Source organism: Streptomyces sp. NPDC048606 (genome assembly GCF_040650855.1).
GTDB lineage: Bacteria > Actinomycetota > Actinomycetes > Streptomycetales > Streptomycetaceae > Streptomyces.
Map to the genome: position 1 here is coordinate 108,927 of NZ_JBEZIB010000025.1, position 26,057 is coordinate 134,983.

The window sequence follows — 26,057 nt, forward strand, 5'->3', positions numbered from 1 at the left end:
TGGGCCGTACCCGTCCACGCCGTAGACCCTTCATGGAGATCCTCTGATGAGTACATCCACCGACACCACGACCGGCACCGGACCGGTCGTCCTCTTCCCCGGTCAGGGCGGTTTCGACGGCGCCGCGCTGCGGCGCGCCCACGAGCGCCACCCCCAGGTCCGGGCCGTCTTCGACCGTGTCGACACGGTCGCCGACGAGCTGTTCTCGCGCAGGCTGTCGCCGCTGCTGCTGGAGGCCTCGGACGTCGAACTCCCCAAGCTCCTCGCGGACGAGCCCTGGGTGTCCCAACTGGCCATCTACGGGGCCGCCCTGGCCGCGTACCGGATCCTGGAGGACGAGGGCCTGCGGCCGGCCGTCCTGGCCGGGCACAGCCTGGGCGAGATCACCGCACTGGTGGCGGCCGGCGCCTTCTCCGTCGAGGACGGCGCCCGCATCGTCGCCCGTCGCATCATGGTCATCGCCGAGAGCGAGGGCGACGGGGAGAACGGCGGCGCCATGGTGGCGCTGGCCGCCGACCCGGACCGGGCCCGCCACCTGGTGGGCCTGATCGGCCACCCGCTGCTGTCCGTCGCGACCGAGAACCACGACACGCAGACCGTGCTCAGCGGCCCGTACGAGGTGGTGGCGAGCGTCAAGGCCATCGCCGACCAGCTGCGGATCAGCTCCCTGAAGCTCGACTCGGCCTTCGCGTTCCACAACCCCGCGCTGGCCGACGTCGCGCCCGCCTTCGCCTCGTTCCTCGGCTCGCTCGACCGGCGGCCGCTGACCGTCCCGGTGTACTCGCCCATCCTGGGGCGCTTCTACGAGCCCCGGGAGCCGCTCGCCGAGCGCCTGGCCGAACACCTCACCCAGCCCGTACGGTTCTCCGCCGCCGTGCGCGAACTGCGCGCCCGCGGCCACCGCACCTTCGTGGAGGCGGGCGGCCGGGCCGTGCTGACCTCGCTCGTCTCGAAGGTCGTCCGCCCGCTCGACGCGGCCGACGGCTCCCTGACGACCGCGCTGCCCACGCTCGCCACCGGGCAGGGCGGGGCGCTCCAGCTCTCCACCACCCTGGGCTCGCTGCGGACGGCCGGCCTGACCGGCGGCGGCGAGGACGGGCTGCGGTCGGTGCGCCTGCACCTGGTGCCCGACGCGCCGCAGGAGGTGTTCGAGGCGTTCTGGAACGCCCACCGCGCCGAGCTGACCGAGGTCGCGGCCGGCCGTCTGCGGGAGTTCCTCGACGCGGGCGCCCCCACCGCGGGAGCGGACGGAACAGCTGGCGCGCCCCGGGCCGTCGCGGCCGACGGCGCCGCGGTTCCGGGTCGGGAGGAGCTGCTCGCGGTGGTCCGCGGGATCTACGCCGAGGCACTGGAGTACCCCGAGGAGGTCTTCACCCCCGAGGCCCTGCTCGAAGCCGAACTCGGCGTGGACTCCGTCAAGCAGGTCGAACTCCTCGCCCGCGCCTCCCGCCACTACGGACTCCCCACCCGCGCGAGCGACTTCCGCCTCGCCGACTACGGAACCCTCGACAAGATCGTCACCCTGATCGCGGACGAACTGGGCGCCCGGCGTCCGGAGCCCACGGTCACACCGACCACGGCCGCGCCGACCACGCCCACGGTCGCGCCCGCCTCCGCCGCCTCCGCTCCCGTGAGCGCCCTGCCGCAGCCGGCCGCGGCCGCCCTGCCGGACCGGGAGGAGATCCTCGCGGTCGTCCGCGGGATCTACGCCGAGGCACTGGAGTACCCCGAGGAGGTCTTCACCCCCGAAGCCCTCCTCGAAGCCGAACTCGGCGTGGACTCCGTCAAGCAGGTCGAACTCCTCGCCCGCGCCTCCCGCCACTACGGACTCCCCACCCGCGCGAGCGACTTCCGCCTCGCCGACTACGGAACCCTCGACAAGATCGTCACCCTGATCGCGGACGAACTCCGCGCCCTCCAGTCGACAGGTGTCGCCGCATGACCCACGACCACACGACCGACCGGGGCCGCCCCCGCGCCACCGGCGCGGCGGCCGACCTGACGGGCAAGGTGGCACTCGTCACCGGCGGAGCCCGCAACGTCGGCAAGGCCATCGCCACCACGCTCGCCGAGCGGGGCGCGCACGTCCTGATCAACTACTTCCACTCCCACGAGCAGGCCAAGCAGACCCGCGACGAGCTGCGCGCCCTGGGCGCGACCGTGGACATCTTCCGGGCCTCCGTGGCCCGCCCCGAGCAGGTCACCCGGATGTTCGAGGAGATCGAGCAGCGCGTCGGCCGGCTCGACATCCTCGTCAACAACGCCGCCAACGGGGCGCTGCTGTCCGTGGACGAGACCACGGACGCCGATCTCGACCGGGCGCTGGAGACCAACCTCAAGGGCGGTCTGCGCTGCGCCCGGGCGGCGGCGCCGCTGATGGCGCGTTCCGGCGGCGGTTCGATCGTCACCGTCTCGGCGCTCGGCGCCTCGCAGATGGTGATGGCCAACTACCTGGCCTGTGCACCGGCGAAGGCGGCGGCCGAGGCCGCCGCCCGCTACCTGGCGGTGGAGTTCGCCCCGCGGAACATCCGCGTGAACATCGCCTCGGCGGCCATGCTGGCGAGCGAGGTGGCCGACAAGTTCCCCGAGTCCGCCGCGATGCAGCGGGCCGTGATCGACGGCACGCCGTTGGGGCGCCTCGGCACGCAGGAGGAGTTCGCCCGCCTGGTGGCGTTCCTGGCCTCGGACGAGTCCAGCTGGATCACCGGCCAGGTGATCCTGGCCGACGGCGGCCTCACCCTCGGGTCCACCCTGCTGGCACCGGCCCGGGCCGCGGACCCGACCGTGGGCGCCCCGGCGCCCGAGGTCGCGGCCGAGGTCGTGGCCGAAACCGAAGCCGAGGTCGCGGTCGAGGACGCGGCCGCCGTCGAGCTCGTACCGCAGACCGTGGCACCGCAGACCGCGCCCGAGCCCGTGGCGCCCGTACACGCCGCGCCGGAGCAGGCGCCGGCCGAGTCCCCCGAGGACGCGTACGAGGACGAGAACGACGACGAGATCGCCGTCGTGGGCATGGGCCTGGCCGTCAGCGGGGCCAACAGCCCCGCCGAGCTGTGGGAGTTGCGCACCACCGGAGCCGAACTGTTCATCGAGGTGCCGGAGGACCGCTGGGAGCGGGCCGCCTTCTCCTCGCCCGACCAGGCCGACGAGGACAAGTCCTACCAGGACACCTGCGTCTTCATCACGGACTTCCGACCGGAGCCCACCGCCCTGGAGGGGCTCGGCTCCGCCCCGGACGACGTCGAGCTGACCACGATGTGGCTTCGGCACTCGCTCGTCCAGGCCCTGGACGGCGTGCACCGCGAGCCGGGCGACCGGCACTCCTTCCACGTCGGCTACACCGCCGACGGCAGCCAGCACCTGGAGGAGGCGGGCGTCCTCGCCGCCTCCAACCACCTCATCGGCGAGATCACCTCCGACCTCGACATCGCCGGCCCGGAACGCGACCGGCTGCTGTCGGGCGTGGACCGCGCCCTGTCGGCCCGCTACCACCGGGGGCGGGCGGACGCCCCGCGCTTCCTGCCGCACCAGGTGGGCCAGGAGGCCATGGCCGGGGTGCTGCCGGACGAGACGCCCGTGCAGATGGTCGACACGGCGTGTTCCTCCTCGCTGTACGCCATCGACATCGGCGTCAAGGGCCTCCTCTCGGGCCGGTACGACATCGCGGTCGCGGGCGGGGCCTTCGCCCTCGCGCCGCGCGGCACGGTCCTCTTCTCCAAGCTGAAGGGGCTCTCGAAGCGCGGATCGGTGCACTCGCTCGACGCCGAGGCGGACGGCGTGATCTTCGCCGACGGGGCCGGGGTCGTGGTGCTCAAGCGCATGAGCCGGGCCAAGGCGGACGGCGACCGGATCCTCGGCGTGCTGCGGGCCTTCGGCTCCTCCTCCGACGGCAAGGGCAAGGCGATCTACGCGCCCAGCTCCGCCGGTCAGGACCTCGCGGTGCGCCGCGCCCTGACGGCGGGCGGCCTCACCGGCGCGGACGTGGACTGGGTCAACGCCCACGCCACGGGTACCCCGGCCGGCGACCTGGCCGAGTTCACCACCCTGCGCGGGCACTACGGCCAGGACCGGGCCAGTGTCGTCACCTCCAACAAGTCCCTGATCGGGCACACCGGTTGGGCGGCCGGGGTGGTCTCCCTGATCGAGTCGATCCTGGGCATCCAGGAGCGGACCATCCCCGGCCAGTACCGCTACCGCTCCGCCCCCGAGCTGTTCGAGATGGACTCGACGCGACTGGAGATCTCCAGCGAGTCGCGCCCCTGGGAGCCTAAGGAGGGCAGCCGCCGCACGGCGGCGGTGTCCGGCTTCGGGTTCGGCGGCACCAACGCCCACCTGATCGTCTCCGAGAGCGCGGAGGAGCCGGCGGGGCGGCCCGTGGCCGCGCGCGGGAAGGGCCGCAAGGACCGCAAGGGCCACAAGGGCGCCGGCCGGGCCCCGGTCGCCGCGTCCGCCGAGCGGATCGCCGTCGTCGGCTGGTCGGCCAGGCTGCCGGGCACCTCGGGCCGGCAGGACGTGCAGGAGTGGCTGGACGGTGCCCGCACCGTCGACGCGGGATTCGGCGACACCTTCCCCGCGCCGTCGTTCCAGGAGGTGCGCATGCCTCCCGCCACCGTCCGGACCATCGACCGCTGCCAGCTCATGATCATCTCCTGTGCCCACGAACTGCGGGGCCAGCTCTCGGAGTTCTGGGACGCCAAGGCGGAGCGCACCGGCGTCGTCGTCGGGCACATGGGACCGACCCGGGCCGCCATGCTGTACGCCAACCGCTGCTACCTCGACGACATCGAGCGCGGCCTGCGGTCCGACGCCTCGCTGGCGGCCGAGCCCCGGCTCGCCGAGGTGGTGGACCGGCTCCGCGAGCGGGTCCGTTCGATGACTCCCCCGTCCAACGAGGACTCCTTCCCCGGGATGATGCCGAACGTCATCTCCGCCCGGGTCGCCAACTACTTCGACCTGCACGGCCCGAACATCACGGTCGACGCGGGCCTCGGATCGGCTCTGTCCGCCTTCTCGACGGCGGCCCGCTACCTGCACAGCGGCGAGCTGGACTTCGTCCTGGCGGGCGGCATCAACGGCAACAGCCTCCCCGAGTACCTGCCGCTGCTGAGCGAGGTGTTCGGCGGGCGGTCGGTGGATCCGGCCGAGGGCGCCTTCCTGTTCGGCCTCACCACCGAGAGCAAGGCCCGGGAGGCGGGGCTCGACGTGCTCGCCTTCGTCGACGAGCTCGCCCCCGGGGCCCGACCGGCCGCGGACTCCACCGAGCTCGAATGCGGCGCCGACGGCGAGTACGCCCGCTACCTCGGCGCGGCCGGCGGCCTCGCCCTGCTGCGGGCGCTGCGCCAGGGCGACGACTCGACCGTCATCCGCTGCCGCGAGAGCGGCGGCGACGTGGCGCCCGGTCTGCTGGTGACCGCGCCGGGCCGGGCCGCCGCCCCCGCGGAGGCCGGCGTCGACGCCGAGGCCGCCCCGGAAGGCACCGCCGCGCTCCCGCCGCAGCTGGTCCGGCGGTACGCCACGGCCCTGCGGCCGGAACCCGCGCTCGCCGCCGCCGGAGCGAGCCCGTCCGCCCGTACGGCCGCGGACTTCCTGCCGGCCGGGGCCGTGGTGCTGACCGACGACCCGGAGCTGGTGGCGCGGATCGCCGCGCCGGCCGCCGAGGTCACCGTCCTCAGCACGGTCCGGCCCGCGACGCCCCGACCCGGCTGGCACCACCTGCCCGAGGTCACCGCCGACGCCGTGCGCGAGGCGCTCGCCTCCGTCCCCGGCCCGGTGCGCCACCTGCGCCTGGTCGCGGACCTGACCGGCTCGGTGCCCGCCGAGGAGGCGCTCACGGGTGCGGTCGAGGGGATCTCCGCCCTGCACGACCTGGCGTTCCTGACCGTGCAGCAGCGCTACGAGGAGCTCGGCGACGCGACGTCGTCCGTGGTGTTCCTGCTGCTGGGCGCGATGCCGGGCGGGGTCACGCACCCGCTGGCCGGACTGTTCACCGGGCTCGTCAAGTGCGTCCGCCTGGAGCTCGCCGACGCGGACTCCTTCGCCTTCCTCACGGCGACCGCGGACGCGTCGGTCGGCGCCCGGCTCGCGGCCCTGGAGGCGGACGCCGTCCGTACCTTCCCGGTGGTCCACCACGACGGGACGAGCCGGCTGGTGCCCGCCCTGGAGGAGGCGCCCGCGCCGCGGGAGCCGGCCGGGGCCGACGGGTCCCCGCTGGACCGCGACTCCGTGGTGCTCGCCCTCGGCGGCGCCCGGGGCATCACCGCGGAGCTGCTGACCGCGCTCGCCGAGCGCTACGGGTCGCGGATCTACGCCCTGGGCAGCAACCCCCTCGACGGCTACCCGCCGGAGACCTTCGAGGGCTCCGACGAGGAGTTCGCGGCGACGCGTTCCGCGTACATCGCGGCGGGCGTGCGCGCCGGCGAGGGGACGGTGGCCGACATCAGCCGCCGGTTCGACCGGATGACGGACGCCCGCACCGCGCGGCACAACCTGGACCGGATGGCCCGGCACAGCGGCGAGGGCCGGGTCTCGTACCTGACCTGCGACGCCCGGGACGAGGCCTCGGTGCGCGCCGCGGTGGACGCGGTGGTGGCCGAGCACGGCCGGGTCGACCTGGTGATCAACGCGCCGGGTCTGAACCGTTCGGCGATGATCCGGGACAAGGACTTCGGCGAGTTCCGCCGGATCCGTGACCTCAAGGTCGCCGCCCACCGCAACCTGCACCGGGCCCTGGCCGGTCGGGCTCCGCGCCTGTGGTGCGACTTCGGTTCGCTGCTGGGCTTCTTCGGCCAGCGCGGCGAGGCGGACTACGCCTCCGGCAACGACTACCTGGCGAGCGCCGCCGGGTACGCGGCGGCCACCACCGGCACGGCCGAGTTCGTCATCGGCTGGACCCTGTGGGACGAGGTCGGCATGGGCGCGAACGAGTTGACCCGCGCCTACTTCAAGCGGGCGGGCTCCTACAGCCACATGCCCGTCGAGGAGGGCGTGCGCCACTTCCTCGCCGAACTCGCCGCGCCGCGCGGCACCGCCTCCGTCGTCCACCTGGGCGAGGCGGAGCGGGCCACCGTGGAGCGGTTCTACCCCGGCTACCTGGACGCCCCGCCCGCGGGCGGGGAGCGGCGCGGACGCTTCTACCTCCGGCGCGAACTCCCGGCGACGGGAACGGGACCGGACGCGGGCGGCGCCGGCGCCGGCGCCGCCGCGGTGGGCGCCACGGCGGTCTTCGAGTGCGCCTTCGACCTCGACACCGACGGATACCTCGAACACCACCTGGTCCGGGGCATCCCCACCCTCCCCGGCACGTTCGTCACGGAGCTGGCCTCCGAGGCGGCCCTGCACCTGGTGCCGGGAGGGGACGTCGTCGCCCTGGAGGACGTACGGTTCCTCCACTTCCTCCAGGTGCACCGCGAGATCCCGCAGGGGCCCAAGCGGATCACGGCCACCGTCACGGACCGGGTCGGCGACCTGACCACGGTCGAGGTGGAGGTCAGCTACGACGTGGTCTCCCCCTCGGGCGTGAAGCTCGTCTCCGGCCGACCGCACTTCACGGCCCGCGTCCTGGTCGGCAAGGGCTTCCCGGCCGCCCCGCTGTGGCAGCCGTGGGACGACTCCGAGGACGTCCCGGTACCCGATCCGTACCACGCCGAGGGCGCTCCGGTCCGGCTCACCGGGCCGTTCGTGGCCACCGGCGGGACCCGCAGCGGCCCGCGCGGCGCACGCGCGGTCTACCGGGCCGAACTCGACCCGGCCGAGCCGGCGTGGTCCTCGTTCCTGGTGCCGACCGTCCTGCTGGACGCCATGGCCCGCACCGGCGTCCTCGCGCCCGTCGACGGTCTGATCCCGGTGGCGGCCCCGCTGTCGATCCGCCGCGTGGACCTCTACCAACAGGCCAACGACCGGGAACTGACCGCCGAGCACGGGGAGCTGGACCTGTACGTGGTCAACCCCGGTTTCGGCGGGGAGCGCGAGGAGGGCAACCGCTTCGTGGCGGCGGCCCCCGGTGGGCGCGTGGTGGCCCAGATGAAGGACCTGACCGCGACCGTGATCGGCTACCTCGACCCGGTCACCGGTGTGGTGCACGGGCCCGACGCGCAGGCGGCGGTGTCCGCATGACCGCGACCGTGATCGACGGGGCGGGGGCCGGAACCCTCACCGCCCCCGCCGCCGGGAGCGGCACCGGGCCGGCCACCGCGCCGGTACGCCGGATGTTGTGGCGGCTCGCTCCCGCCGAGCCGCCGCGGACCGGACGGTCCCTGCGGGGCCGCCGGGCCGTGGTGATCGGCGGCGACGAGGAGACGGCGGCCCGCGTCGGGGCGGCGCTGCGCGAGCGCGGGGTCGCGCTCGTGGAGGTGCCCGCCGGAGCCCCGGGCGCGGGTCCGGGGACGGCCCCGGCGGCCGGTCCGGACCTCCCGGACATCGTCGTGGACCTCACCGTCGCGGACCGCGTCACCTCGCCCGGCGGGCGTCACTGGCGGGAGGCGCTGCTGCGCACGTTCACCGTGCTGCGGCACTGCTACGACGACTGGAGCGCGGAGACCTCGGCCGACCGGCTGACCTACCTCGCCGTCAGCTATCTGGGCGGCGGCATGGGGCACCACCCCGAGGACGACGTCGCCCAGCCCCTGGGCGGGCTGTGGGCCGGTCTGGCCAAGAGCCTGCACCGGGAGCTGCCGAACTGCTCCGCCCGCGTCCTCGACATCGGCCTCGACGACCTCGCGCTCCTTCCCGAGCTGATCGCCGAGGAGCTGTCCCTGCCCGGTCTCACCGAGATCGGTCGGCGCGACGGGCGGCGCTGGGTCCTCACGCCCGAGGCCGTGCCGGCCGGTGCGCCGAAGCTGCGGTGGACGGCCGAGGACACCCTGCTCGTCAGCGGGGGCGGCCGGGGCATCGGGATGGCCCTGGCCCGCGAACTGACGCGGGAGTTCGGCCTGCGGGTGGTGGTGACCGGCCGGGCGGCGCTGCCGCCCGAGGAGAGCTGGCCGGAGCTGACCCCCGAGGCCCTGCGCCGGCGCCGCGACGAGCTGTGGGCCGAGCACCGCGGGGGCCGCCCGGTGGCCGACATCCGGCGCGAGATCACGCGTACGGAGGCCACCTGGGAGCTGGTCGGAAACCTCGTGTCGGCCCGCGCGGAGGGGTTGCGGCTGGACTACCGGGCCTGCGACTTCACCGACCCGGCGTCCGTACGGGGCCTCGTGGCGGAGTTCCCCGACCTCACCGGGGTGATCCACAACGCCGGGGTGGACACGCCGACCCGGCTGCCGAACAAGTCGGACGCGGAGATCACCGCGGTCGTGGCCACCAAGGTGGACTCGTTCCTCCACCTGTGGGACGCGGTGCGGGAGCTGCCGCTGAAGGTGTTCTGCACCGTCGGCTCCCTGACCGGCCGGCTCGGCGGGATGGTGGGCCAGCTCGACTACGCCGCCGCCAACGAGGCACTGGCCCGGCTCGGGCTCTGGGCGCAGCGCGAGGTCGACTTCCCGGTGATGACGCTGGCGTGGCCGACCTGGGACCGGCTCGGGCTCGTCGCCAACTTCGGTGCCAGCCTGCGGTACATGGCGGCCATGGACGTGGCCGACGGGTTGGCGCACTGGCGCTCGGAGCTGCTGGCCGGGTCCCGGGGCGAGGTCTCCTTCGTCGGGCCGCTGGGCCGCGCGCTCTCCCCCACCCAGGCGGTCGGCTACCCGGTCGTTCCCCGACTGCCCGGCTACGAGGCCACGTACCCGAAGATCTTCCACCTCGGGACGGTGCTGGAGTACCAGCCGCACATGGGCTTCGTGTCGGAGGTCGATTTCTCCGGCGACGAGCTCGCGGCGGTCGGCGACTTCCTCGTGCACGGCGAACCGGCGCTGCCGGTCAGCCTGTTGGTGGAGAGCGCCGTGCGCGGGGCGGAATGGGTGACCCCCGAGCACCTGCCGGAGCTGGTGCTGCTCTCGGTGGAGGGGCTGTCGGTGCCGCTGGAGCTGCTGCGCTGCGCCGGGGGCCGGGTGCGGCTGCGCCGGGAGGTGATCGGCTTCGAGCAGGACGGCCGGTGGGTGGCGGAGGTCACCTTCCGGCCGGCCGGAGGCGGCCCGGCGGCCCGGATGCGCCTGCTGTACCGGGAGGCGGGGGCCGGGGAGGACGCCCCGGCCGCGCAGGGTCCGCCGGTCGCGCAGGCGCGGCCCGACGCGGCGGCCGGCCCGGAGGTCACCGTCTGGGGCGCGGCCCCGACGCCGGACTGGCGCGGGCTGGTGGTTCCGCTGTCGCGGTGGGAGCCGCAGGGCGCCGAGCTGGTCGTCGCCGAGGTGCGGCGCACGCCCTCCGCGGACCTGTGGGCCGTGCCCCGGCCGCCCGCCTGCGCCGTACCGGTGGCCGTGCTGGAGAACGTCCTGCGCGCGGCGGTCGGACGCGGCGTCGCCTGGTCCGGTTCGTCCGGCCGGCTGGACGTGGCGCGGATCCTGCTGCGCGGGACCGAGGGCGACCGGACGCGGATCACGGGCGATCCGCGGCTCGACGTGTGGCGGGCCGTCGACGCCCTCTCGGGCGAACCCGTGGCGGTGGTCAGCGGCCTGTCCGGCTGACCGACGCCTGCCCGACCGAACGACCGACCGACCGGACCTCACGCACCACGCCGCGGGGATACGCCCCGCGGCCCTTCGAAGGGATGAGGAAATGACCGAAACGAACACGAACCCGACCGCGGCCGCCAACCGGCGCACCCTGGAGCGCTACTACGAGGAGTGCCTGAACAAGGGCAACCTGGACGTCATCTACGAGGGCGCGACCGACGCCCACATCAGCCACGGGACGGCGGAGAACGGCAAGGAGGGCGTCGAGCACCTGAAGGAGTGGGTGCGGATCCAGCGCGCCTCCTTCCCTGACCTGAAGGTCACCGTGGACGACTGGATCATCGAGGGCGAGAAGGTCGTCAGCCGGTTCACGGCGCGCGGCACCCACACCGGTGAGGACTACCACGGGATCCCGGCCGCGGGACGGTCGTTCGCCATTCCCGGGATCGTCATCGACGAGTTCGCCGACGGGGTGATCGTCGAGAGCTGGTTCTCCATGGACGGCTTCGACCTCGCCAAGCAGCTGGGCGCCTTCGGCTGATCGAGCGCCGGGCGGCCCGCGGCGGCCGGCGGCCTGGGGGGGCGCTCCCCGGACCGCCGGCCGCTCGGGGCGGGAGGGAATCCACCTTGGAATCGGAGAAGGAAGTGGAAGACGTGCCGGTACCGCGCAACGCACTCGTCACGGGATGTTCCTCCGGGATCGGTCGGGCCACCGCGATCCGTCTGCGGGCGGCCGGCCTGCGGGTCTGGGCCACCGCCCGGCGTCCGGAGGCGCTGGACGACCTGGCCGCCGAGGGCATGGACGTCCTCGCGCTCGACGTGACCGACCCCGACTCGGCGAAGGCGGCCGTGGAAGCGGTCGCGCGGGCGGCCGGCGGGGTGGACGTCCTGGTCAACAACGCGGGCTTCGGTCTGGCCGGCACGTTCGAGGAGACCGGACTGGACCGGGTCCGCGCGCAGTTCGAGACCAACGTCTTCGGCGTGGTCGGCCTGACCCAGCTGGTCCTGCCCGGCATGCGCGAGCGCGGCGGCGGCTCGGTGGTCAACGTCTCGTCGATCTTCGGACGTTACGCCGCCCCCGGCGGAGGTTTCTACCACGCCAGCAAGCACGCCCTCGAAGGGCTCAGCGACGCGCTGCGCCTGGAGGTGGCCGGCTTCGGCATCCGCGTCAGCCTGGTCGAGCCGGGGCCGGTGCGCACCGCCTGGGCCGACACGTTCGTCTCCCACCTGGCCGGCGAGGGCGAGGGTCACCCGGCCTACCGCCGCTTCCACCGGCGGACGGCCGAGTACTACGCCGCCGTCTACGACCGGGGCCGGCGCACGCTCGCGGGAACCTTCGCCGTCGAGGCGGACGACGTCGCCCGGGCGATCGAGCGGGCGGCGCTGTCCCGGCGTCCCAAGGCCCGTTACCCGGTCGGGTTCCTGGCGGCGAGCACCCTGGCGCTGCGCCGGCTGGCCCCGGACTCCGTGTTCGACAACGCCTACATCCGCCGCCAGTTCCCGGTCCCGTAGGCCCGTACGCCCGTGGGCCCGTGGCCCCGCCCGGCCCCGCCCGCCATCGCACCGCATCCGAGAGAGGCACGACCATGACGACCGCGACCGAAGGACGACGGGCCCCGGGCCCGCGCGGGATACCGCTGCTGGGCAGTCTGCCGCAGTGGAAGGCCCGCACCGCCGAGTTCCTCCTGCAGACCCAGCGCGACCACGGCGAGGTCAGCCGGGTGCGGCTCGGGCCGGTGACGATGCACCTGGTGACCGAACCCGACGCCGTGGGGCGGGTGTTGAAGGACAACAGCGCCAACTACGTCCGCGGCACGCTGTACGAGCAGTTCCGCACCGTGATGGGCGACGGCCTGCTGACCACCGACGGCGCGTTCTGGCGTTCGCACCGGCGCGCGATGCAGCCGGTGTTCCTGCGCGGGGCGGTCGCCGCGATCGGGCCCAACGTGGTGCAGGCCACGCAGGAGATGTTGGACGTCTGGGAGGAGAAGGCCCGCCGGGGCGAGCCGGTGGACCTGGTCACCGAGACCCTGCGGCTCACCCTGGTCACCCTCAGCCGTTCGCTGTTCGGCTACGACGTGCGGCCCGAGGCGCCGGTCCTCAAAGACGTCGTGGACAACGTGATCGAGGTGATGTTCAAGCACGGCACCCTCTCCGAGATGCTGCCGTCCTGGGTGCCGACGAAGCGCAACCGGCTCATCAAGCGGGACCGCGCGGTCTTCACGCGGCTGGTCGAGGACATCCGCCGGCAGCACGCCGACACCGGTCAGGGCGCCCTGATGGCCCTCATCGAGGCGGCGAAGGACCCGGTCACCGGCGAGAGCTGGACCGACGACCAGGTGCGCGACGAGCTGCTGACCCTCTACCTCGCCGGGCACGAGACCACCGCCGTGGCCCTGTGCTGGACGCTGGTGTCCGTCCTGCTGAACCCCTCGGTGCAGGAGGAGCTGGACGCCGAGCTGGAGCAGGCCCTCGGCGGCCGGATCCCCGACCCGGCCGACCTGGAGTCCCTGCCCTTCACGAGCAAGGTGGTCGACGAGGCGCTGCGGCTCTACCCGCCGATCTGGATCTACCCGAGGGACACGGTGGAGGCCGACGAGCTCGGCGGCTTCCACATCCCGGCGAAGTCCTCGGTGCTGCTCTCCCCGCTCGCCTCGCACCGCAACCCGCGCTACTGGGACAACCCCGAGGCCTTCGACCCGCAGCGGTTCACCCCGGAGGCGATCAAGTCCCGGCCGCGGATGGCGTACATCCCGTTCGGCGCGGGGGCCCGCATGTGCATCGGCAACCTGATGGCGCTGATGGAGCTGCGGATGATGGTCGCGATGATCAACCAGCGGTTCCGGCTCTCCCTCGTGCCCGGGAACTTCCTGCGCTACGGGGACTCCTCCATCTCGCTGCGTCCGACGACGGAGGTGCTGGCCCTGCCGGTGCCGAGGACGGCCCCGCGCCGTACCCGGAAGGCGGCCGTGAGCGGGGTGGGCGGTGCCTGACCCCCGCGGGGACGGCGGCGGGGTCGGGGGCCGGGTCGGGCGCCGGGCCGGGGGCGGCCGGTGATCGAGCGGCTGCTGCCCGCCCCGGTCCGATCGGCCGAGACGCGCGGCGCCGGGCCGGGCGCGGAGGGGCTCCTCCCGGCGGAGGAGGCCCTGTTGGTCCGGGCGGTGCCCAAGCGGCGGCGCGAGTTCGGTTCGGGCCGGGAGTGCGCCCGGCGGGCCCTGGTCGGGCTCGGCCTGCCCCGCGATCCGCTGCTGCGCACCCGTGACGGCGACCCGCGCTGGCCGCCGGGCGTGGTCGGCAGCATCACCCACTGCCCCGGGTACTGCGCCGCGGCCGTCGCGCGCACGGCCGACCTGGTGTCCGTGGGGATCGACGCGGAGGTCAACGAGCCCTTGTCGCCGGGGGTGATCGAGCTCGTCTCCCGGCCCGAGGAGCGGCGCTGGGCGGACGCGGGCCCGCGCGGCGGTTCCGGGGTGTGCTGGGACCGGCTGCTGTTCAGCGCGAAGGAGGCCGTGTTCAAGGCCTTCTTCCCCTTGTCCCGGCAGGAGTTGAGCTTCCAGGACGCCCTGATCGAGGCCGCCCCGGAGGGCGGGCGGTTCGAGGCGCGGGTCATGGTCCCCGCGCCCCGGGTGGGCGGGCGTACGGTCGACCGGCTCGCGGGGCGCTGGCTGGTCGAGGACGGCCTCCTGCTGACGGCCGTGACCGTGCCCGCCGCCCGGCCGGGGCGCGCGGAGGGGGCCCGCCCCGGCACCGGCCCGTCGTGACGGCGCCGGCGCGTCCGGGCGGGCCGTGTCCGGGGCGGCCCGTCTCCGGGGCGGCCGTCTCCGGGGCGGGCCGCGCTCACCCCGTCCGTTCCAGGACGGTCCGCAGGTCCTCCGGCGAGGTGAACACGTGCCCGCGCAGCCCGAGTCGGCGGGCCGCGCGGACGTTCTCGGGCCGGTCGTCGACGAACAGGATCTCCTCGGGCGGCAGTCCGAGCGCGCGCACGCACCACAGGTAGGCGGCGGGCTCGGGCTTGGCGCTGCCGATCCGGCAGGACAGGCCGCGGACCGCGAACAGCTCCAGCCAGGGGTGGGTGCTCTCGTAGTGGGCGGCCAGCTCCTCGGGGATGTTGGAGAGGAGGCCGAGGACGACGCCCCGGTCCGCGAGGCCGCCGAGCAGGTCCACCATGCGCCGGTCCGTCCCGCTCCAGCCGGCGAGGTCGGTGGCGATCAGTTCCTCGGTGCGCGCCCGGTCGAGAGGGGGGCCCGAGGGGGCGCAGACGGCCTGCCAGTAGGCGGCGGCCGTGACCTCACCCCGGTCGTAGGGGGGTCGGTGCGACCAGTACGCCGCGCGGAAGCGTTCGGGGTCGATGCCGGCCGCGCGTTCCAGGGCGGTCCTGGCCTCGGGTGACTGCACGTGCGCGATGACGCCGAACAGGTCGAAGAGGACGGCTTTCATGGGCGGGTTCCTCACGTGGGGTGGGTTCGGGGTGGGGTGACGGCGTCCGCGCGCCCGGCCGGGCGCAGGTCGGGGGCTCCGACGGGATCGGGCGCGCCGACGGGATCGGGCGCGCCGGCACGGTCGGGGGCGCGCCGGCGCAGCCACAGGCCGAGTGCGCCGCAGGCGACGGCGAGCAGGAACAGCACCAGGGGCAGCGCCCGGACGTGCGTCGCGCCGATGAGGGCGCCCAGCAGGGGTGGGAACGCCACGCCGCCGATCATCGAGGCGGCGATGACGTAGGCGCCGGCTGCGCCCACGCCGGGTACGGCGCGGTTCAGCCAGGGCAGGCAGGTCGGGAAGATCGGCGCGATCGCGAGGCCGACGCCGAGGTACGCGTACGGGGCGAGCGCCGGGACGGTGGCCAGGAGGAGGAAGCCCGCCATGCCGACGCAGCAGACGAGGAGGATCGACGGGGCGGACCGGCGCAGGCTCAGCGGCGCGGCGACGAAGCGGCCGAGGGTCAGGGCGGCCCAGTAGGCGGAGGTCGCGGTGGCGGCGGTGGCGGCGCCGTAGCCGGCGGCTTCGAGGTGGGTGGGCTCCCAGCCGCCGACGCCGGTCTCGATGGCGACGTGCAGGACGTAGACGCCGATGAACGCCGCGATGACCGGCAGGACCCGGGCGCCGCCCGGCGGTGCGCCGTCCGCGGGGGCGGCGGGTGCGGGTTCCCTCGCGGCCACCCCGCCGAGGGTGGGCAGGACCAGCAGGCCGATCGCCCCGGCGCCGAGGAAGATCCAGGGGAGGCTCTGGGCCCCGAGCCGGCCGACGAGGGCGGGGCCGACGATCGCGCCGATGCCGAAGTGCCCGTTCAGCAGGTTGAGCATGGCGGCGCCGCGACGGGGCCCGAACCCGATGGCGAAGAGCCGGTTGAGGCCGTAGTCGACGCCGCCGAAGCCCAGGCCGGTGACGAAAGCGCCGGCGAGGGCGGGGGTCCAGCTCGGGGAGAGGGCGAAGGCGGCGGCGCCGGCGGCCATGAGGACGTAGGAGCCGCCGAGCAGGGTCCGGTTGTCCAGGCGACCCCGCAGGAGGTGGTAGGCCAGCACCCCGAGGAGGGCGCCGACGAAGTGCGCGCTGAGGCTCAGGCCGGCCGTCGCCGGGCCGATGCCGTACGCCTCGCGCAGGGCCGGGATGGCCGGGCCGTAGAGCGCCTGGAGGGCGCCGATCGCGACGAACGCCCCGCACGAGGCGACGATCGCCGTGGTGGTGAGGAGCGGCCCGCCCTCTTGCGTCGGGTCGGTCCCACGGGTGGCGGTCATGGCCCTCCCCCACACTCTCATGTCATCGATCACGACGGAATGAACACATCGAGCGTTCATAGCGGTCCGATATTCACACCGCCTCGCCCACAGTACGCATCGTGGATGTTCGTTTCAACATCGGACTTGTGCGGAACGCACATCACGCGAGTTCGTCGCCACCATCTGTGCTAAAAGCAGACACATGAACGTGATGGAGAGGCACAAGTTCGTCGTGGAACTGCTCATGCGGCAGAACCGCGCGACGGTGGCCGAGCTGGCCGAGGCCACCGGGGCGTCCGAGATGACCATCCGGCGGGACCTGGAGGTACTGGAGTCCCGGGGAGCCCTGCGCCGGGTGCGCGGCGGGGCCGTGAGCAACCTGCCCGGCGGCCTGGAGCCCCCCTACGCGATCCGGGCCCTGTCCGGATCGCACGCCAAGGAGCGCCTCGCGCGGGCCGCCGTCGCGCTCCTCACCGACGGGGAGACCGTCGCGCTGGACACGGGCACCACCGCCGTGGCCGTCGCGAAGGCCATGGCGGACCGCCGGTTCACCGTCGCACCGCTCTCGCTGCACGCGGCGTTCGCCCTGTCCGCGCACCCGGGCGTGCGCCTGGTGATGCCGGGCGGGCAGGTGCGCCCCGAGGAGCTGTCCTTCCACGGCCACACCCCCGTGCGGACCTTCGAGGACCTGTGCTTCGACACGTTCGTCCTGGGCTGCTGCGGCGTCGACCCCGTGCAGGGCGCGACCGCCTACGACCTCGACGACGTCGAGGTGAAGCGGGCGGCGGTCGCCTCGGCGCAGCGCGTGATCCTCGTCGCGACCGCCGACAAGATCGGCCGGACGGCACTGGGCCGCATCTGCTCCATGGAGGAGATCACCCTGGTCGTGACGGACGCCCCCGCCGACTCCCCCGCGGTCGAGGCGCTGCGCGACCGGGGGGTCGAGGTGGTCCATCCGGTGGAGGACTGAACACCTCGGAGTCGGTGGGGGCGTGAAGGTGGCTCAGGCGCCGACGGTCACGCGAGTCGGCGGCGGAGTCCTCGTCGTCCTCGAACTCGGCGGGAACGACCCGGCGATCGTCCTCCCGGGAGCCGACGTGGACGCCATCGCGACCGCCCTGTTCGGCGCGGCGCTCGCCAACTGCGGCCAGTTCTGCGCTGCGGTCGAACGGATCTACGTCCCGGAAGGGCTGCGCGCGCCTGGCGGAGCGACTGGCGGAACTCGCCGAGCAGGCGGTGGTGGGCGACGGGTCCGACCCCGCCACCCACTTCGGGCCGTTGATCAGCCGGCCCCAGCGCGACCGGGTGGCCGCCCTGGTCGACGCGGCCGCGGCGGCGGGCGCCACCGTCCTCACCGGCGGCTCGGTCCCCGAGGGCCCCGGGCACTTCCACCCGCCCACCGTGGTCACCGACCTGCCGCCCGGCACCGCCCTGGAGGTGGAGGAACAGTTCGGTCCGGTCATCCCGGTGATCGGGTACACCGAAGTCGAGGAGGCCCTCGCACGCGCCGACGCCACCGAGTTCGGCCTCGGCGCCTCCCTGTGGGGTGACGAGGCGTCGGCGCGCGCCCTCGCCGGGCGGCTCGACTGCGGCACGGTCTGGATCAACACCCACGGCGACCTGCGCCACGACGTCCCCTTCGGCGGGGCGAAGAGCTCCGGGGTCGGCGTGGAGTACGGCTACCTGGGCCTGCTCGCCTACACCCGCCCGAAGGTCCTGAACGTCCGCGGTCCCCGAGGCTGAGCCGGCCTCCCCGGGCGGGGCACCGCGCGGCACGCCGACGGCGGGGCCGTCGGCACCCGTGATCGCCTCGGCGGTCGGGCGGATTCCGCCCGTCCGCCGACGCGGCACCATAGCAGGATCCCGGGAGTCGGCCCGGATGTTTGTCCGATGGTGATGGTCCTTCCCTGGCGGTGCCACAACGGGCACTAGCGTCCCGTGGCACCTCAGGAGTGCGGGCGACCGCCCGGCGCGAAGACGCGCGCGGTCCCGCAGCTCCCGGCCCCAGGAGCAAGGAGGCACTGTGCTGGCATTCCGGCGACGATCCGGCGGCGGCATCTCGGTGGCGACCAGATACACGATCGGAAGCGGTCTCGTCATCGCCGCGCTCGCCGTCACACTCGTCGCGCTGCTGATCCCCGTGAACGGCTTCGGAGAACGCGCGTCCGCCGCGAGCGCGAGCGCGGCCCCGGCCGGCGCCCTCGCCGCCGCGGACGACGACGGCGCCGGGACCATGAGCACGGCGTACGGGCCGCTGACCGCCATCGACCGGGACTTCGTGCGCAAGGTGCGCCTCGCCGGACTGTGGGAACTGCCCGCGGGGCGGCAGGCGCAGCAGCGCGGTACGCGCGCCTCGGTCCGTACGGCCGGGGACCACCTGGTCGACGGCCACACCGAACTGGACCGGCAGGTGCTCCAGGTGGGCCAGGCCCTCGGCATGGACCTCCCGGACCAGCCTTCCCCCCAACAGCAGGACTGGTTGGGGCAGATGGACCGGGCGGCCCCGGGCAACGAGTACGAGCGGTTGTTCATCCAGTTGCTGCGCCGCGCCCACGGCAAGGTCTTCGCCCTCGTGGCGCAGGTCCGCGGGCAGACGCGCAACTCGATGGTGCGGGCCCTCGCGACCTCGGCCAACGCCACGGTCCTGGACCACATCTCCGTGCTGGAGGAGAGCGGACTCGTCGATTTCGACGCGCTCTCCGACTCCGCCCCCGCCCCCGACCGGCAGGGGGCCTCGGCTCCCTCCCGCGTCCGACCGACGAAGTGAAGTGACGTGATCCGATGAGTCAACAGGACCAGAGGCGACAGGACCCGAGTCGACAGGGCCCCGAACGCCGCCCCCGCATCCCCCGCGCGCTGCTGGCCGTGGTCTCGGCGCTGGCGCTCGGCGGTGGCGCGGTCGCCGTCATCGCCGGCAACGCCTCCGCCGGGCAGGACGGCTCGCGCACCGGGCGGGTGACGACCACCATCGACTGCCCCGACGTCGGCGACCGCCTGACCGACGTGCCGGGCGGCGCCCGGGCCGAGGTGGACGAGAACCTCGCGCAGCTCGACGTACAGATCGCCGACGCCTACCGGCGGCTCGCCGGCGGGGAGAAGCGGCGCGACGCGCTGCTGGGCGAGTTGCGGCAGCAGCGCGGCGCGACGATCGGGCGGGTGTCCGAGGCGATAGGCCGCTCCGGCGGGCGCTCCGAGGGACTGGACGCGCTGAGCGGGTGCGAGATGAAGGAGGCCCCGTCCGAGGAGAGCCCCGAGGAGCAGGGGGCGGGGGCCGCGGCGGCATCGGCCCGCGGCTTCGGCGGGAAGGGCGGGCCCGCGCGGAGCGACTTCGTGGACATCACCAAGGTCCGACCGAACGTCCGTACGCCGTCCCCGCAGCGCGGCGCCACCTCCGGCACCTTCAGCTCCGAATGCGGCCGCAACGAGAACGGCCACTTCAACCCCGACAACGTGATCGTCGCGCCCGGCGTCTCGAACGGCGCGCACCACATGCACGACTACGTGGGCAACAAGTCCACCGACGCCTTCTCCACCAACGACAGCCTCGCGGCCTCCGGCACCACCTGCCGCAACGGCGACCAGTCCACCTACTACTGGCCGGTGCTGCGCCTGCGCGACGGCAGGAACGAGCGGGACGCGCGCGCTCCCGGCGGCGGACTGGACGCCAACGTCGGCACCATCCTGCGCCCGAAGCAGGTGACGACCACCTTCAAGGGCAGCCCCGTGGGACAGGTCAAGGCCATGCCCCGCTTCCTGCGCGTGATCACCGGCGACGCCAAGGCCTTCGCCAACGGCACGGCCAACGCCAACGCCTCCTGGAGCTGCACCGGATTCGAGGACCGCCAGCTCAAGGACAAGTACCCGATCTGCCCGAAGGGCAGCGACGTGGTGCGCACCTTCACCTTCCAGAGCTGCTGGGACGGACGCAACACCGACAGCGCCAACCACCGTACGCACATGGCCTTCCCGGACGGCAACGGCCGCTGCAAGAAGGGCTTCACGGCCGTGCCGGCGCTGGTGCAGAAGATCACCTACGGGGTCGCGCCCGGCGCGCGGATCGCCGTGGACAGCTTCCCCGAGCAACTGCACAAGCCGGTCACCGACCACGGCGACTTCATCAACGTGATGTCGGACGGCCTGATGGCCCGTGCGGTGGACTGCATCAACTCCGGTCGCACCTGCCGCTGACCCGCTCGGCGCCGGCCCCCACGGCGCCGCGGCCCGGCCCCGTCACGAGGACGGGGCCGGGCCGCGGGCGTGGAGGGGGGATCAGAGTCCGTTGACGCGGGCCATGCGGCCGACCAGGGGAGCGGTGAAGTCGGCGGTGACGACCCGGCCGGCCCGGCGGCCGACGCGCGGGTGCCGGCGCCGCACCTGGGCCATCAACCGCCGGGTGCGCAGGGCCATCTCCAGTTCGAAGCGGGTGCGCGGGTCGCGCAGGTTGGGGCCGAACAGCTTCTCCAGCTGCCGCATCCGGTAGCGGACGGTCTGGGGGTGCACGCTCAGGGCCTTCGCGGCCTCCGGAGCACCGCCGCCCTCCAGCCAGGCGAGCAGGGTCACCTCCAGGCGTTCGCTCTGGCGGGGGGTCAGGTCGGCGAGCGGGCGCAGCCAGCGGGCCGCCAGCGCGTGGGCCAGGGGCTCGTCCTGGAGCAGCAGCAGGGTGGAGAGGTGGTCGTCGACGAAGACGGCCCGCGCGTCCTGGCTGCCCCGGGAGGGGGTCAGGGCCAGCAGGCGCAGCGCCCAGCGCAGCGAGGAGGCGGCGTCCCGCAACGGGACGGCGTGGCCGACGGTGGCGAAGCGACCGCGCAGCGGGCCCTCCAGGGCGGCGCGGTCGTCGGGGTCGGCGCTCGGCAGGAGCAGGCAGGGACGTCCGCCGAACATGCCGGGCAGGGCGTCGTCGAGGACCGCGGCCAGTTGCTGCGTCTCGCCGGGGGTGAGGAGGGCGACGGCCCGTACGTGGTCGGGCAGGGGCCAACCGGCCGCCTCGGCCAGCTCCGTGAGGGAGGTCTCGGACGCGGCCCGGTCGTCGGTCAGGGCACGGAAGAGGTCGAGCCGGGCCCGGTCGCCGGGGCCCGGGGCGGGGGTGTGCGCCCGGTCCGCGGGGGCGGGCGCGGGCACGTGCGCGGCGACCGTGACCTGCCCGGGGGCGGGGAGGTGCGGCGGGACCTGCGGGGGGACGGAAGCGGCCACCGGGACGTGCGCGGGGGCGGCGGAGGTCGGGGGCGCGCCGCCGGGGGGACCCGTGTGGGCCGAGGCCCGCTCCTGCCTCACGCCCTCGTGGGACTCTTCGTCCCCGCCCTCCTGCCGGCCGTCGTGCCGGACCTCTTCCTCGCGATAGCCGAGCACGGTGAGCAGCGCCTCCTCCACCCTCTGTCTGAGGAGCTCGTCGCCGGTGGCATCGTTGTCATCGATAAGTGTGGAAAATCCGGGAATTCCATGCAGAAGCTCCTCCACTATCTCGGCCGCCAGTCCCGGGATTTCCCTGCGCAGGACGCGGGTCCACTCGCCTCGGGGGCGGGACCAGATGCGGTTCAGAAGTTCACACATCGTTGCCTCGTTCTTGCCGGGGTGAGGCCTGTCCGCCGAAAGCACGACGGGCCCACCGAGGTTGCCTGCCTCGCCAACAACCTTGTGTGCCAAGAGAGTTGCAGTCGCCTCACCCTCTTCTGGAGGGATTCGGCCACTTTCGGTCCCGCGGTTTTGCCTCGTTTTTGCCGTCACCGGCGCGTAGCCGGCGAGCGACGCGGTGGCCTGTCACAACCCCCACTGGAAGGGCATCTTCCGGCGTTGTCCGACGGCCCGGAGACGGCGCGCGAGAAATTATCACGTTTCGATAAATCCCGTGGAGATGCCGTGTGCCTCCACGATGCTGCTGCACTCCGGCCCCGAGCCCCTCGGCCGGCGCGGGAATCCAAGCGCTGCCGGCCACCATCGACCTCAACCCCCGGGTGCCGAGCGCCAGGTGGAGTGCTCGGAGCCCGGGTGCACAGGAGATCTGGATGCCCCTGTCCCAGTCGTACATGCCCCGCTCGCACCGAGCCCGACGAGGGAGCCGGCACGCGGCCGCCGCGCCCGCCGCCGGGAAACGGGCCGTCCGGCGGCCCTCCCTGTTGCCCTCCGCCGGCAGGCTGCGGCCGAGCGTGCTCTGCGCCGCCGCCGCGGCCCTGGTCTCCCTGCTCGTGGCGGCCCGCGCGGGCGCGCTCGACCGGGTGTGGGAGTTCCTCGACTACGGGGCGGGCGTGCTCGCGCTCGTCTCGCTCACCGGGACGGTCCTGTGGGGACTGGCGGCCACCGACCGCGTCGTACTCGGGTCGGGACACCGGTTGTTGGCCCAGGGCGTGCACCGCGGGCTGGCCGTGTCGGGCCTGGGCTTCCTCGCCCTGCACATAGGGGTGAAGGTCGCGCAGGCCCAGACCTCGGCGACGGCCGCGGCGGTGCCCTTCACCGACCCGGACCGGCCCGTCGTCATCGGCCTCGGCACAGTGGCCGGATATCTCTTCGTGTCCGTCGCGATCTCCGGTGCGGTGCGTAGTGTCTTCGCGACGAAGAGTCGCTCCCTGTGGTGGCGGGCCCTGCACATCGGCGCCTACCCGGCGTGGGGTGCCTGCCTGGTGCACGGCCTCAAGGCGGGCCGCCCCGCCGACGCCTGGGTCACGGCGGCGTACGCGTTCTGCCTGGTGGGGGTGGCCGGCGTGCTGGCCCTGCGGATCCGCTCACGCCGGCTCGGCGCCGCCGACGACGGGATCGACCGTACGGGCCGCAGGCCCGCCCGGCCGACACCGCGACCGGCGCCCCGCGCCTCCTCCCGTCCGGCCGGCCCCCCGGACGACCCCTACGCCTCCCCCGCCGGCGCCGCCGCGCGCGGCCCCCGACCGGCCCCGTACCCGGTCGCCGAAGCCCCCCTGGTGGAGGTGGCGGCCACGCCTCCCCCGCGCCCCGCGCCCGCACCCGCACCCGCACCCGCACCCGCACCCTGGCCCGGCGGCCTGGCCGGACCGCGGCCCGGAGCCGTACCGGGTCCGCGTACCGCCGACCGGTTCGCCGCCCGGGAGGGATCCGCGTGAGCGACGACCCGCGCCCCGGCCTCGGCTGCGTGGGCGCCCCGCGCCTGCTGGCCGGCCTCGACCGGGCCCCCCGCCTCGACCGCGCCGCGCACCTGGCCGCCCACGGCGCCCTCCCCCGCCACCACCCCGACGACCTGGTCGCCCTGGCCGGCGACATCGACCTGCGGGGGCGCGGCGGTGCGGGCTTCCCCTTCGCCCGCAAGCTGCGCGCCGTCACCCAGGCGGCGCGCGGACGCGACGGGCAGACGGCGGTGGTCGTCAACGGCAGCGAGGGGGAGCCCAGTTGCCTCAAGGACACCGCCCTGCTGCTGCACGCCCCGCACCTGGTGCTCGACGGGGCGCTGATGGCCGCGTCCGCGATAGCGGCCGAGGACGTCGTGGTGGCCGTGACCCGGGCCGACGTGGAGCGGTCGGTGCGCGAGGCGGTCGCCGAACGCGGGCCGGGCGGCCGGCAGGTGCGGGTGGTGCGCCTGCCGGAGCGGTTCGTGACCGGGGAGGGGACCGCGCTGGTCGGCGGCCTCAACGGTGGCCCGGCCCTGCCGTCCGGGCAGAAGGTCCGCACCAGCGAGCGGGGGCTGGGCGGTGTGCCCACCCTGTTGTCGAACACCGAGACCTACGCCCAACTCGCCGTCGCAGCACGGCTCGGAGCGGCGGGCTACCGCTCGGTCGGGCTGCCGTCCGAGCCGGGCACGGTGATGTTGACGGTGGCCGGCTCCACGGTGGTCGAGACCCCGACGGGCGCCGCGCTGGCGTACATCCTGGAGCTGTGCGGGACCCGTCCCGGGCAGGGGGTGTTGGTCGGCGGCTACCACGGCAGGTGGCTCGATCCGGGGGCGGCGCTGTCCGCGGAGGTGTCCCGGCAGTCCCTGGCCGCCTTCGGCGCGGTGCTCGGGGCCGGGGCGGTGCTGCCGCTGCCGGAGGACACCTGCCCGGCCGGCGAGGTGGCCCGGGTGACCCGGTGGATGGCGAAGGAGTCCGCGGGCCAGTGCGGTCCCTGCGTACGGGGGCTGCCCGGACTGGCCGACGTGCTGGAGGACGCCGTGCGCGGAGGGGGTCGGGCGGCCCTCGAAGCGGTGGAGGCCCGGATGCGGGCGGTGCGGGGCCGGGGCGCGTGCAGCCATCCCGACGGCACCTCGCACTTCGTGGCCTCGGCGCTGACGGCGTTCCCCGACGAGTTCCGCGACCACGCACTGGGCAGCGGCTGCGGCCGGCGGGTGCTCGGGGCGCTGCCGCTGCCGCGGGACGAGAGTCCGGAGCGGCTGGTGGTGGACTGGACGCTGTGCAAGGGGCACGGGCTGTGCGTGGACGTCCTGCCGGACGTGGTGCGCCTGGACGCGGACGGTTTCCCCGCCCAGGCGTCCATGCCGGTCCCCGGACGGCTGCGGCCCAAGGCGCTGCGTGCGGTGCGGCGTTGCCCGGCGCTCGCGCTGCGGATCCAGGAATAGCGGCGTACGGGCGGGCGTCGGTCCCGGGTTCATTCCTGTCGCGATCTGACAAATTCCGGGGAATGTGGGCCGGAGGTCCGCCGGGGCCCGTATGAATGGGCGAAGGCAACGGAATTCGTGGAACCCGACCCGAGGGAGAGATCGTGCGGGAATTGCGTCGTGGGATATGCGCCGGTTCGGCGGTCGCGGTACTTATTCTGACGGCCGGATGCGGTCTCTCCGACGGACCCGCGGAGAAATCGGACGCGGTCCGGCCCGCGGGGTCCGGAAAGCAGCTCGGTTCGCTGTACGGCTCCGGCGCGGACGCGGCGTACGGAAACGACGCCGCGGCCGCGCCGGCCGGTGGGGCCGGGACCGCCGGGCCGGCCGGCGAGCTGAAGGTGCGGGAGGCCCCGAACCTCGGCGCGACGGTCACAGACGGTCAGGGGTTCACGCTCTACCGGTTCGACAAGGACACGCCCAAGCCCCCCGCCTCCGCCTGCGAGGGCGACTGCGCCAAGGTCTGGCCCGTGGTGTCGGCGGACGAGGTCACCGCCGGTGCCGGCATCGATGCGGGACTGTTGGGCTCGGTCACCCGGGCGGACGGCTCGAAGCAGCTGACGCTCGGCGGCTGGCCCGTGTACCGGTACGCGAAGGACACCAAGGCGGGCGACACGCTCGGTGAGGGCGTCGGCGGCACCTGGCACGCGCTGGGGCCCACCGGGAAGCCGGCGGCCCCCGCCGGTTCCGCCGGCAGCGGCGCCGACCCCGGGGCCCCGGACACCGGCGCCTACGGAGACACCGCTAACACCGGAAACGGCGGAAACACCGGGAACTCCGGGAACTCCGGGAACTCCGGAAACGCGGCGGGGCTTTCCACCCGAAAGGATCCCCGGCTCGGCACCATCGTCGCGGACGGCGCCGGCCGGACGCTTTACCGCTTCGACAAGGACAGCGCCTGGCCGATGAGAATCGGCTGCCTCGATTCCTGCCTCGACACCTGGAAGCCGGCCTCCCCGGTCGACAAGGCGATGGTTTCCGGGGTCGCGGCCGAATTGATCGGTACGGTGAAAAGGCCGGACGGTTCGGAGCAGTTGACGATCGACTGCTGGCCGGTCTATTCGTTCACCGGCGACCAGCGCCCCGGTGACACCACCGGCCACGGCAAGCAGGGCCTGTGGTTCGCCGTCACGGACCGGGGCGGAAAGGCGAAGGCCTCCTAGGGCCTGTCGTCAAACTCCTGCCTGCCCCGCGACGCCTGGCACGCGCTCTCGCCGCACCGGGCGAAAGACCGAGTACGACCGGTACACGTGC

17 protein-coding genes are annotated in these 26,057 nt (G+C 74.4%); 14 read left to right on the plus strand and 3 right to left on the minus strand.

The window, feature by feature from the left end:
• Nucleotides 1-46 precede the first annotated feature (46 nt).
• From AB0D01_RS25670 to AB0D01_RS25700, 7 genes are all read left to right on the plus strand, one after another.
• Nucleotides 47-1,942: an acyltransferase domain-containing protein gene (locus AB0D01_RS25670; protein ID WP_363059105.1), complete on the plus strand. Its 1,896-nt coding sequence runs from the start codon at nucleotides 47-49 to the stop codon at nucleotides 1,940-1,942.
• Nucleotides 1,939-8,109: an SDR family oxidoreductase gene (locus tag AB0D01_RS25675; protein WP_363059107.1), complete on the plus strand. Its 6,171-nt coding sequence runs from the start codon at nucleotides 1,939-1,941 to the stop codon at nucleotides 8,107-8,109. The genes AB0D01_RS25670 and AB0D01_RS25675 overlap by 4 nt, the downstream gene beginning before the upstream one ends.
• On the plus strand, nucleotides 8,106-10,553 hold the full coding sequence (locus AB0D01_RS25680; RefSeq protein WP_363059109.1) for a KR domain-containing protein: 2,448 nt from the start codon (nucleotides 8,106-8,108) through the stop codon (nucleotides 10,551-10,553). The genes AB0D01_RS25675 and AB0D01_RS25680 overlap by 4 nt, the downstream gene beginning before the upstream one ends.
• A 91-nt stretch (nucleotides 10,554-10,644) precedes the next feature.
• A complete protein-coding gene (locus AB0D01_RS25685; protein WP_363059111.1) occupies nucleotides 10,645-11,082 on the plus strand; it encodes an ester cyclase in 438 nt (145 codons plus the stop codon).
• Between the two features lie 86 nt (nucleotides 11,083-11,168).
• Complete coding sequence (locus AB0D01_RS25690) at nucleotides 11,169-12,053, plus strand: SDR family NAD(P)-dependent oxidoreductase (RefSeq protein ID WP_363059113.1); 885 nt, start codon at nucleotides 11,169-11,171, stop codon at nucleotides 12,051-12,053.
• 74 nt (nucleotides 12,054-12,127) lie between these two features.
• The gene (locus AB0D01_RS25695; RefSeq protein ID WP_363059115.1) at nucleotides 12,128-13,534 is read left to right on the plus strand and encodes a cytochrome P450; all 1,407 of its coding nucleotides are present in this window, start codon (nucleotides 12,128-12,130) and stop codon (nucleotides 13,532-13,534) included.
• A 60-nt stretch (nucleotides 13,535-13,594) separates the two neighbouring features.
• Nucleotides 13,595-14,302, plus strand: coding sequence for a 4'-phosphopantetheinyl transferase superfamily protein (locus AB0D01_RS25700; RefSeq protein ID WP_363059117.1), 708 nt, complete (start codon nucleotides 13,595-13,597; stop codon nucleotides 14,300-14,302).
• Between the two features lie 76 nt (nucleotides 14,303-14,378).
• Here the strand turns inward: AB0D01_RS25700 and AB0D01_RS25705 are convergent, their stop codons facing one another.
• Together AB0D01_RS25705 and AB0D01_RS25710 are read right to left on the minus strand one after the other, a co-directional pair.
• On the minus strand, nucleotides 14,379-14,978 hold the full coding sequence (locus tag AB0D01_RS25705) for an HAD family phosphatase (RefSeq protein ID WP_363059119.1): 600 nt from the start codon (nucleotides 14,976-14,978) through the stop codon (nucleotides 14,379-14,381).
• An 11-nt stretch (nucleotides 14,979-14,989) separates the two neighbouring features.
• Entirely contained in the window at nucleotides 14,990-16,273 is a 1,284-nt protein-coding gene (locus tag AB0D01_RS25710; RefSeq protein WP_363059121.1) for an MFS transporter, read from the minus strand.
• A gap of 184 nt (nucleotides 16,274-16,457) precedes the next feature.
• Between AB0D01_RS25710 and AB0D01_RS25715 the strand changes: the two genes are divergently transcribed.
• From AB0D01_RS25715 to AB0D01_RS25730, 4 genes are all read left to right on the plus strand, one after another.
• The gene (locus AB0D01_RS25715; protein ID WP_363059123.1) at nucleotides 16,458-17,225 is read left to right on the plus strand and encodes a DeoR/GlpR family DNA-binding transcription regulator; all 768 of its coding nucleotides are present in this window, start codon (nucleotides 16,458-16,460) and stop codon (nucleotides 17,223-17,225) included.
• A gap of 269 nt (nucleotides 17,226-17,494) precedes the next feature.
• Complete coding sequence (locus tag AB0D01_RS25720; RefSeq protein WP_363059125.1) at nucleotides 17,495-17,998, plus strand: aldehyde dehydrogenase family protein; 504 nt, start codon at nucleotides 17,495-17,497, stop codon at nucleotides 17,996-17,998.
• Nucleotides 17,999-18,278: 280 nt separating this feature from the next.
• Nucleotides 18,279-19,022, plus strand: coding sequence for a DUF4142 domain-containing protein (locus tag AB0D01_RS25725; protein WP_363059127.1), 744 nt, complete (start codon nucleotides 18,279-18,281; stop codon nucleotides 19,020-19,022).
• A 14-nt stretch (nucleotides 19,023-19,036) separates the two neighbouring features.
• Complete coding sequence (locus AB0D01_RS25730) at nucleotides 19,037-20,443, plus strand: DUF1996 domain-containing protein (RefSeq protein ID WP_363059129.1); 1,407 nt, start codon at nucleotides 19,037-19,039, stop codon at nucleotides 20,441-20,443.
• A gap of 81 nt (nucleotides 20,444-20,524) precedes the next feature.
• Here the strand turns inward: AB0D01_RS25730 and AB0D01_RS25735 are convergent, their stop codons facing one another.
• A complete protein-coding gene (locus tag AB0D01_RS25735) occupies nucleotides 20,525-21,802 on the minus strand; it encodes a helix-turn-helix domain-containing protein (protein WP_363059131.1) in 1,278 nt (425 codons plus the stop codon).
• A gap of 452 nt (nucleotides 21,803-22,254) precedes the next feature.
• Here AB0D01_RS25735 and AB0D01_RS25740 point away from each other — a divergent pair, with 452 nt between their 5' ends.
• The 3 genes from AB0D01_RS25740 (at nucleotide 22,255) to AB0D01_RS25750 (ending at nucleotide 25,966) form a co-directional block, all read left to right on the plus strand.
• Nucleotides 22,255-23,319, plus strand: a complete 1,065-nt coding sequence (locus tag AB0D01_RS25740; RefSeq protein ID WP_363059133.1) for a hypothetical protein — start codon at nucleotides 22,255-22,257, stop codon at nucleotides 23,317-23,319.
• Nucleotides 23,316-24,764, plus strand: coding sequence for an NADH-ubiquinone oxidoreductase-F iron-sulfur binding region domain-containing protein (locus AB0D01_RS25745; RefSeq protein WP_363059135.1), 1,449 nt, complete (start codon nucleotides 23,316-23,318; stop codon nucleotides 24,762-24,764). Before AB0D01_RS25740 ends, AB0D01_RS25745 begins: the two co-directional genes overlap by 4 nt.
• A gap of 152 nt (nucleotides 24,765-24,916) precedes the next feature.
• On the plus strand, nucleotides 24,917-25,966 hold the full coding sequence (locus AB0D01_RS25750; protein ID WP_363059137.1) for an SCO0930 family lipoprotein: 1,050 nt from the start codon (nucleotides 24,917-24,919) through the stop codon (nucleotides 25,964-25,966).
• Nucleotides 25,967-26,057: the final 91 nt, after the last annotated feature.

What these genes read in the sequence shown, in the direction of transcription:
- AB0D01_RS25670 (WP_363059105.1), top strand. Translation starts at nt 47, where the DNA reads ATGAGTACATCCACCGACACCACGACCGGCACCGGACCGGTCGTCCTC.
- AB0D01_RS25675 (WP_363059107.1), top strand. Translation starts at nt 1,939, where the DNA reads ATGACCCACGACCACACGACCGACCGGGGCCGCCCCCGCGCCACCGGC.
- AB0D01_RS25680 (WP_363059109.1), top strand. Translation starts at nt 8,106, where the DNA reads ATGACCGCGACCGTGATCGACGGGGCGGGGGCCGGAACCCTCACCGCC.
- AB0D01_RS25685 (WP_363059111.1), top strand. Translation starts at nt 10,645, where the DNA reads ATGACCGAAACGAACACGAACCCGACCGCGGCCGCCAACCGGCGCACC.
- AB0D01_RS25695 (WP_363059115.1), top strand. Translation starts at nt 12,128, where the DNA reads ATGACGACCGCGACCGAAGGACGACGGGCCCCGGGCCCGCGCGGGATA.
- AB0D01_RS25705 (WP_363059119.1), bottom strand. Translation starts at nt 14,978, where the DNA reads ATGAAAGCCGTCCTCTTCGACCTGTTCGGCGTCATCGCGCACGTGCAG.
- AB0D01_RS25710 (WP_363059121.1), bottom strand. Translation starts at nt 16,273, where the DNA reads ATGACCGCCACCCGTGGGACCGACCCGACGCAAGAGGGCGGGCCGCTC.
- AB0D01_RS25715 (WP_363059123.1), top strand. Translation starts at nt 16,458, where the DNA reads ATGAACGTGATGGAGAGGCACAAGTTCGTCGTGGAACTGCTCATGCGG.
- AB0D01_RS25730 (WP_363059129.1), top strand. Translation starts at nt 19,037, where the DNA reads ATGAGTCAACAGGACCAGAGGCGACAGGACCCGAGTCGACAGGGCCCC.
- AB0D01_RS25735 (WP_363059131.1), bottom strand. Translation starts at nt 21,802, where the DNA reads ATGTGTGAACTTCTGAACCGCATCTGGTCCCGCCCCCGAGGCGAGTGG.
- AB0D01_RS25740 (WP_363059133.1), top strand. Translation starts at nt 22,255, where the DNA reads ATGCCCCTGTCCCAGTCGTACATGCCCCGCTCGCACCGAGCCCGACGA.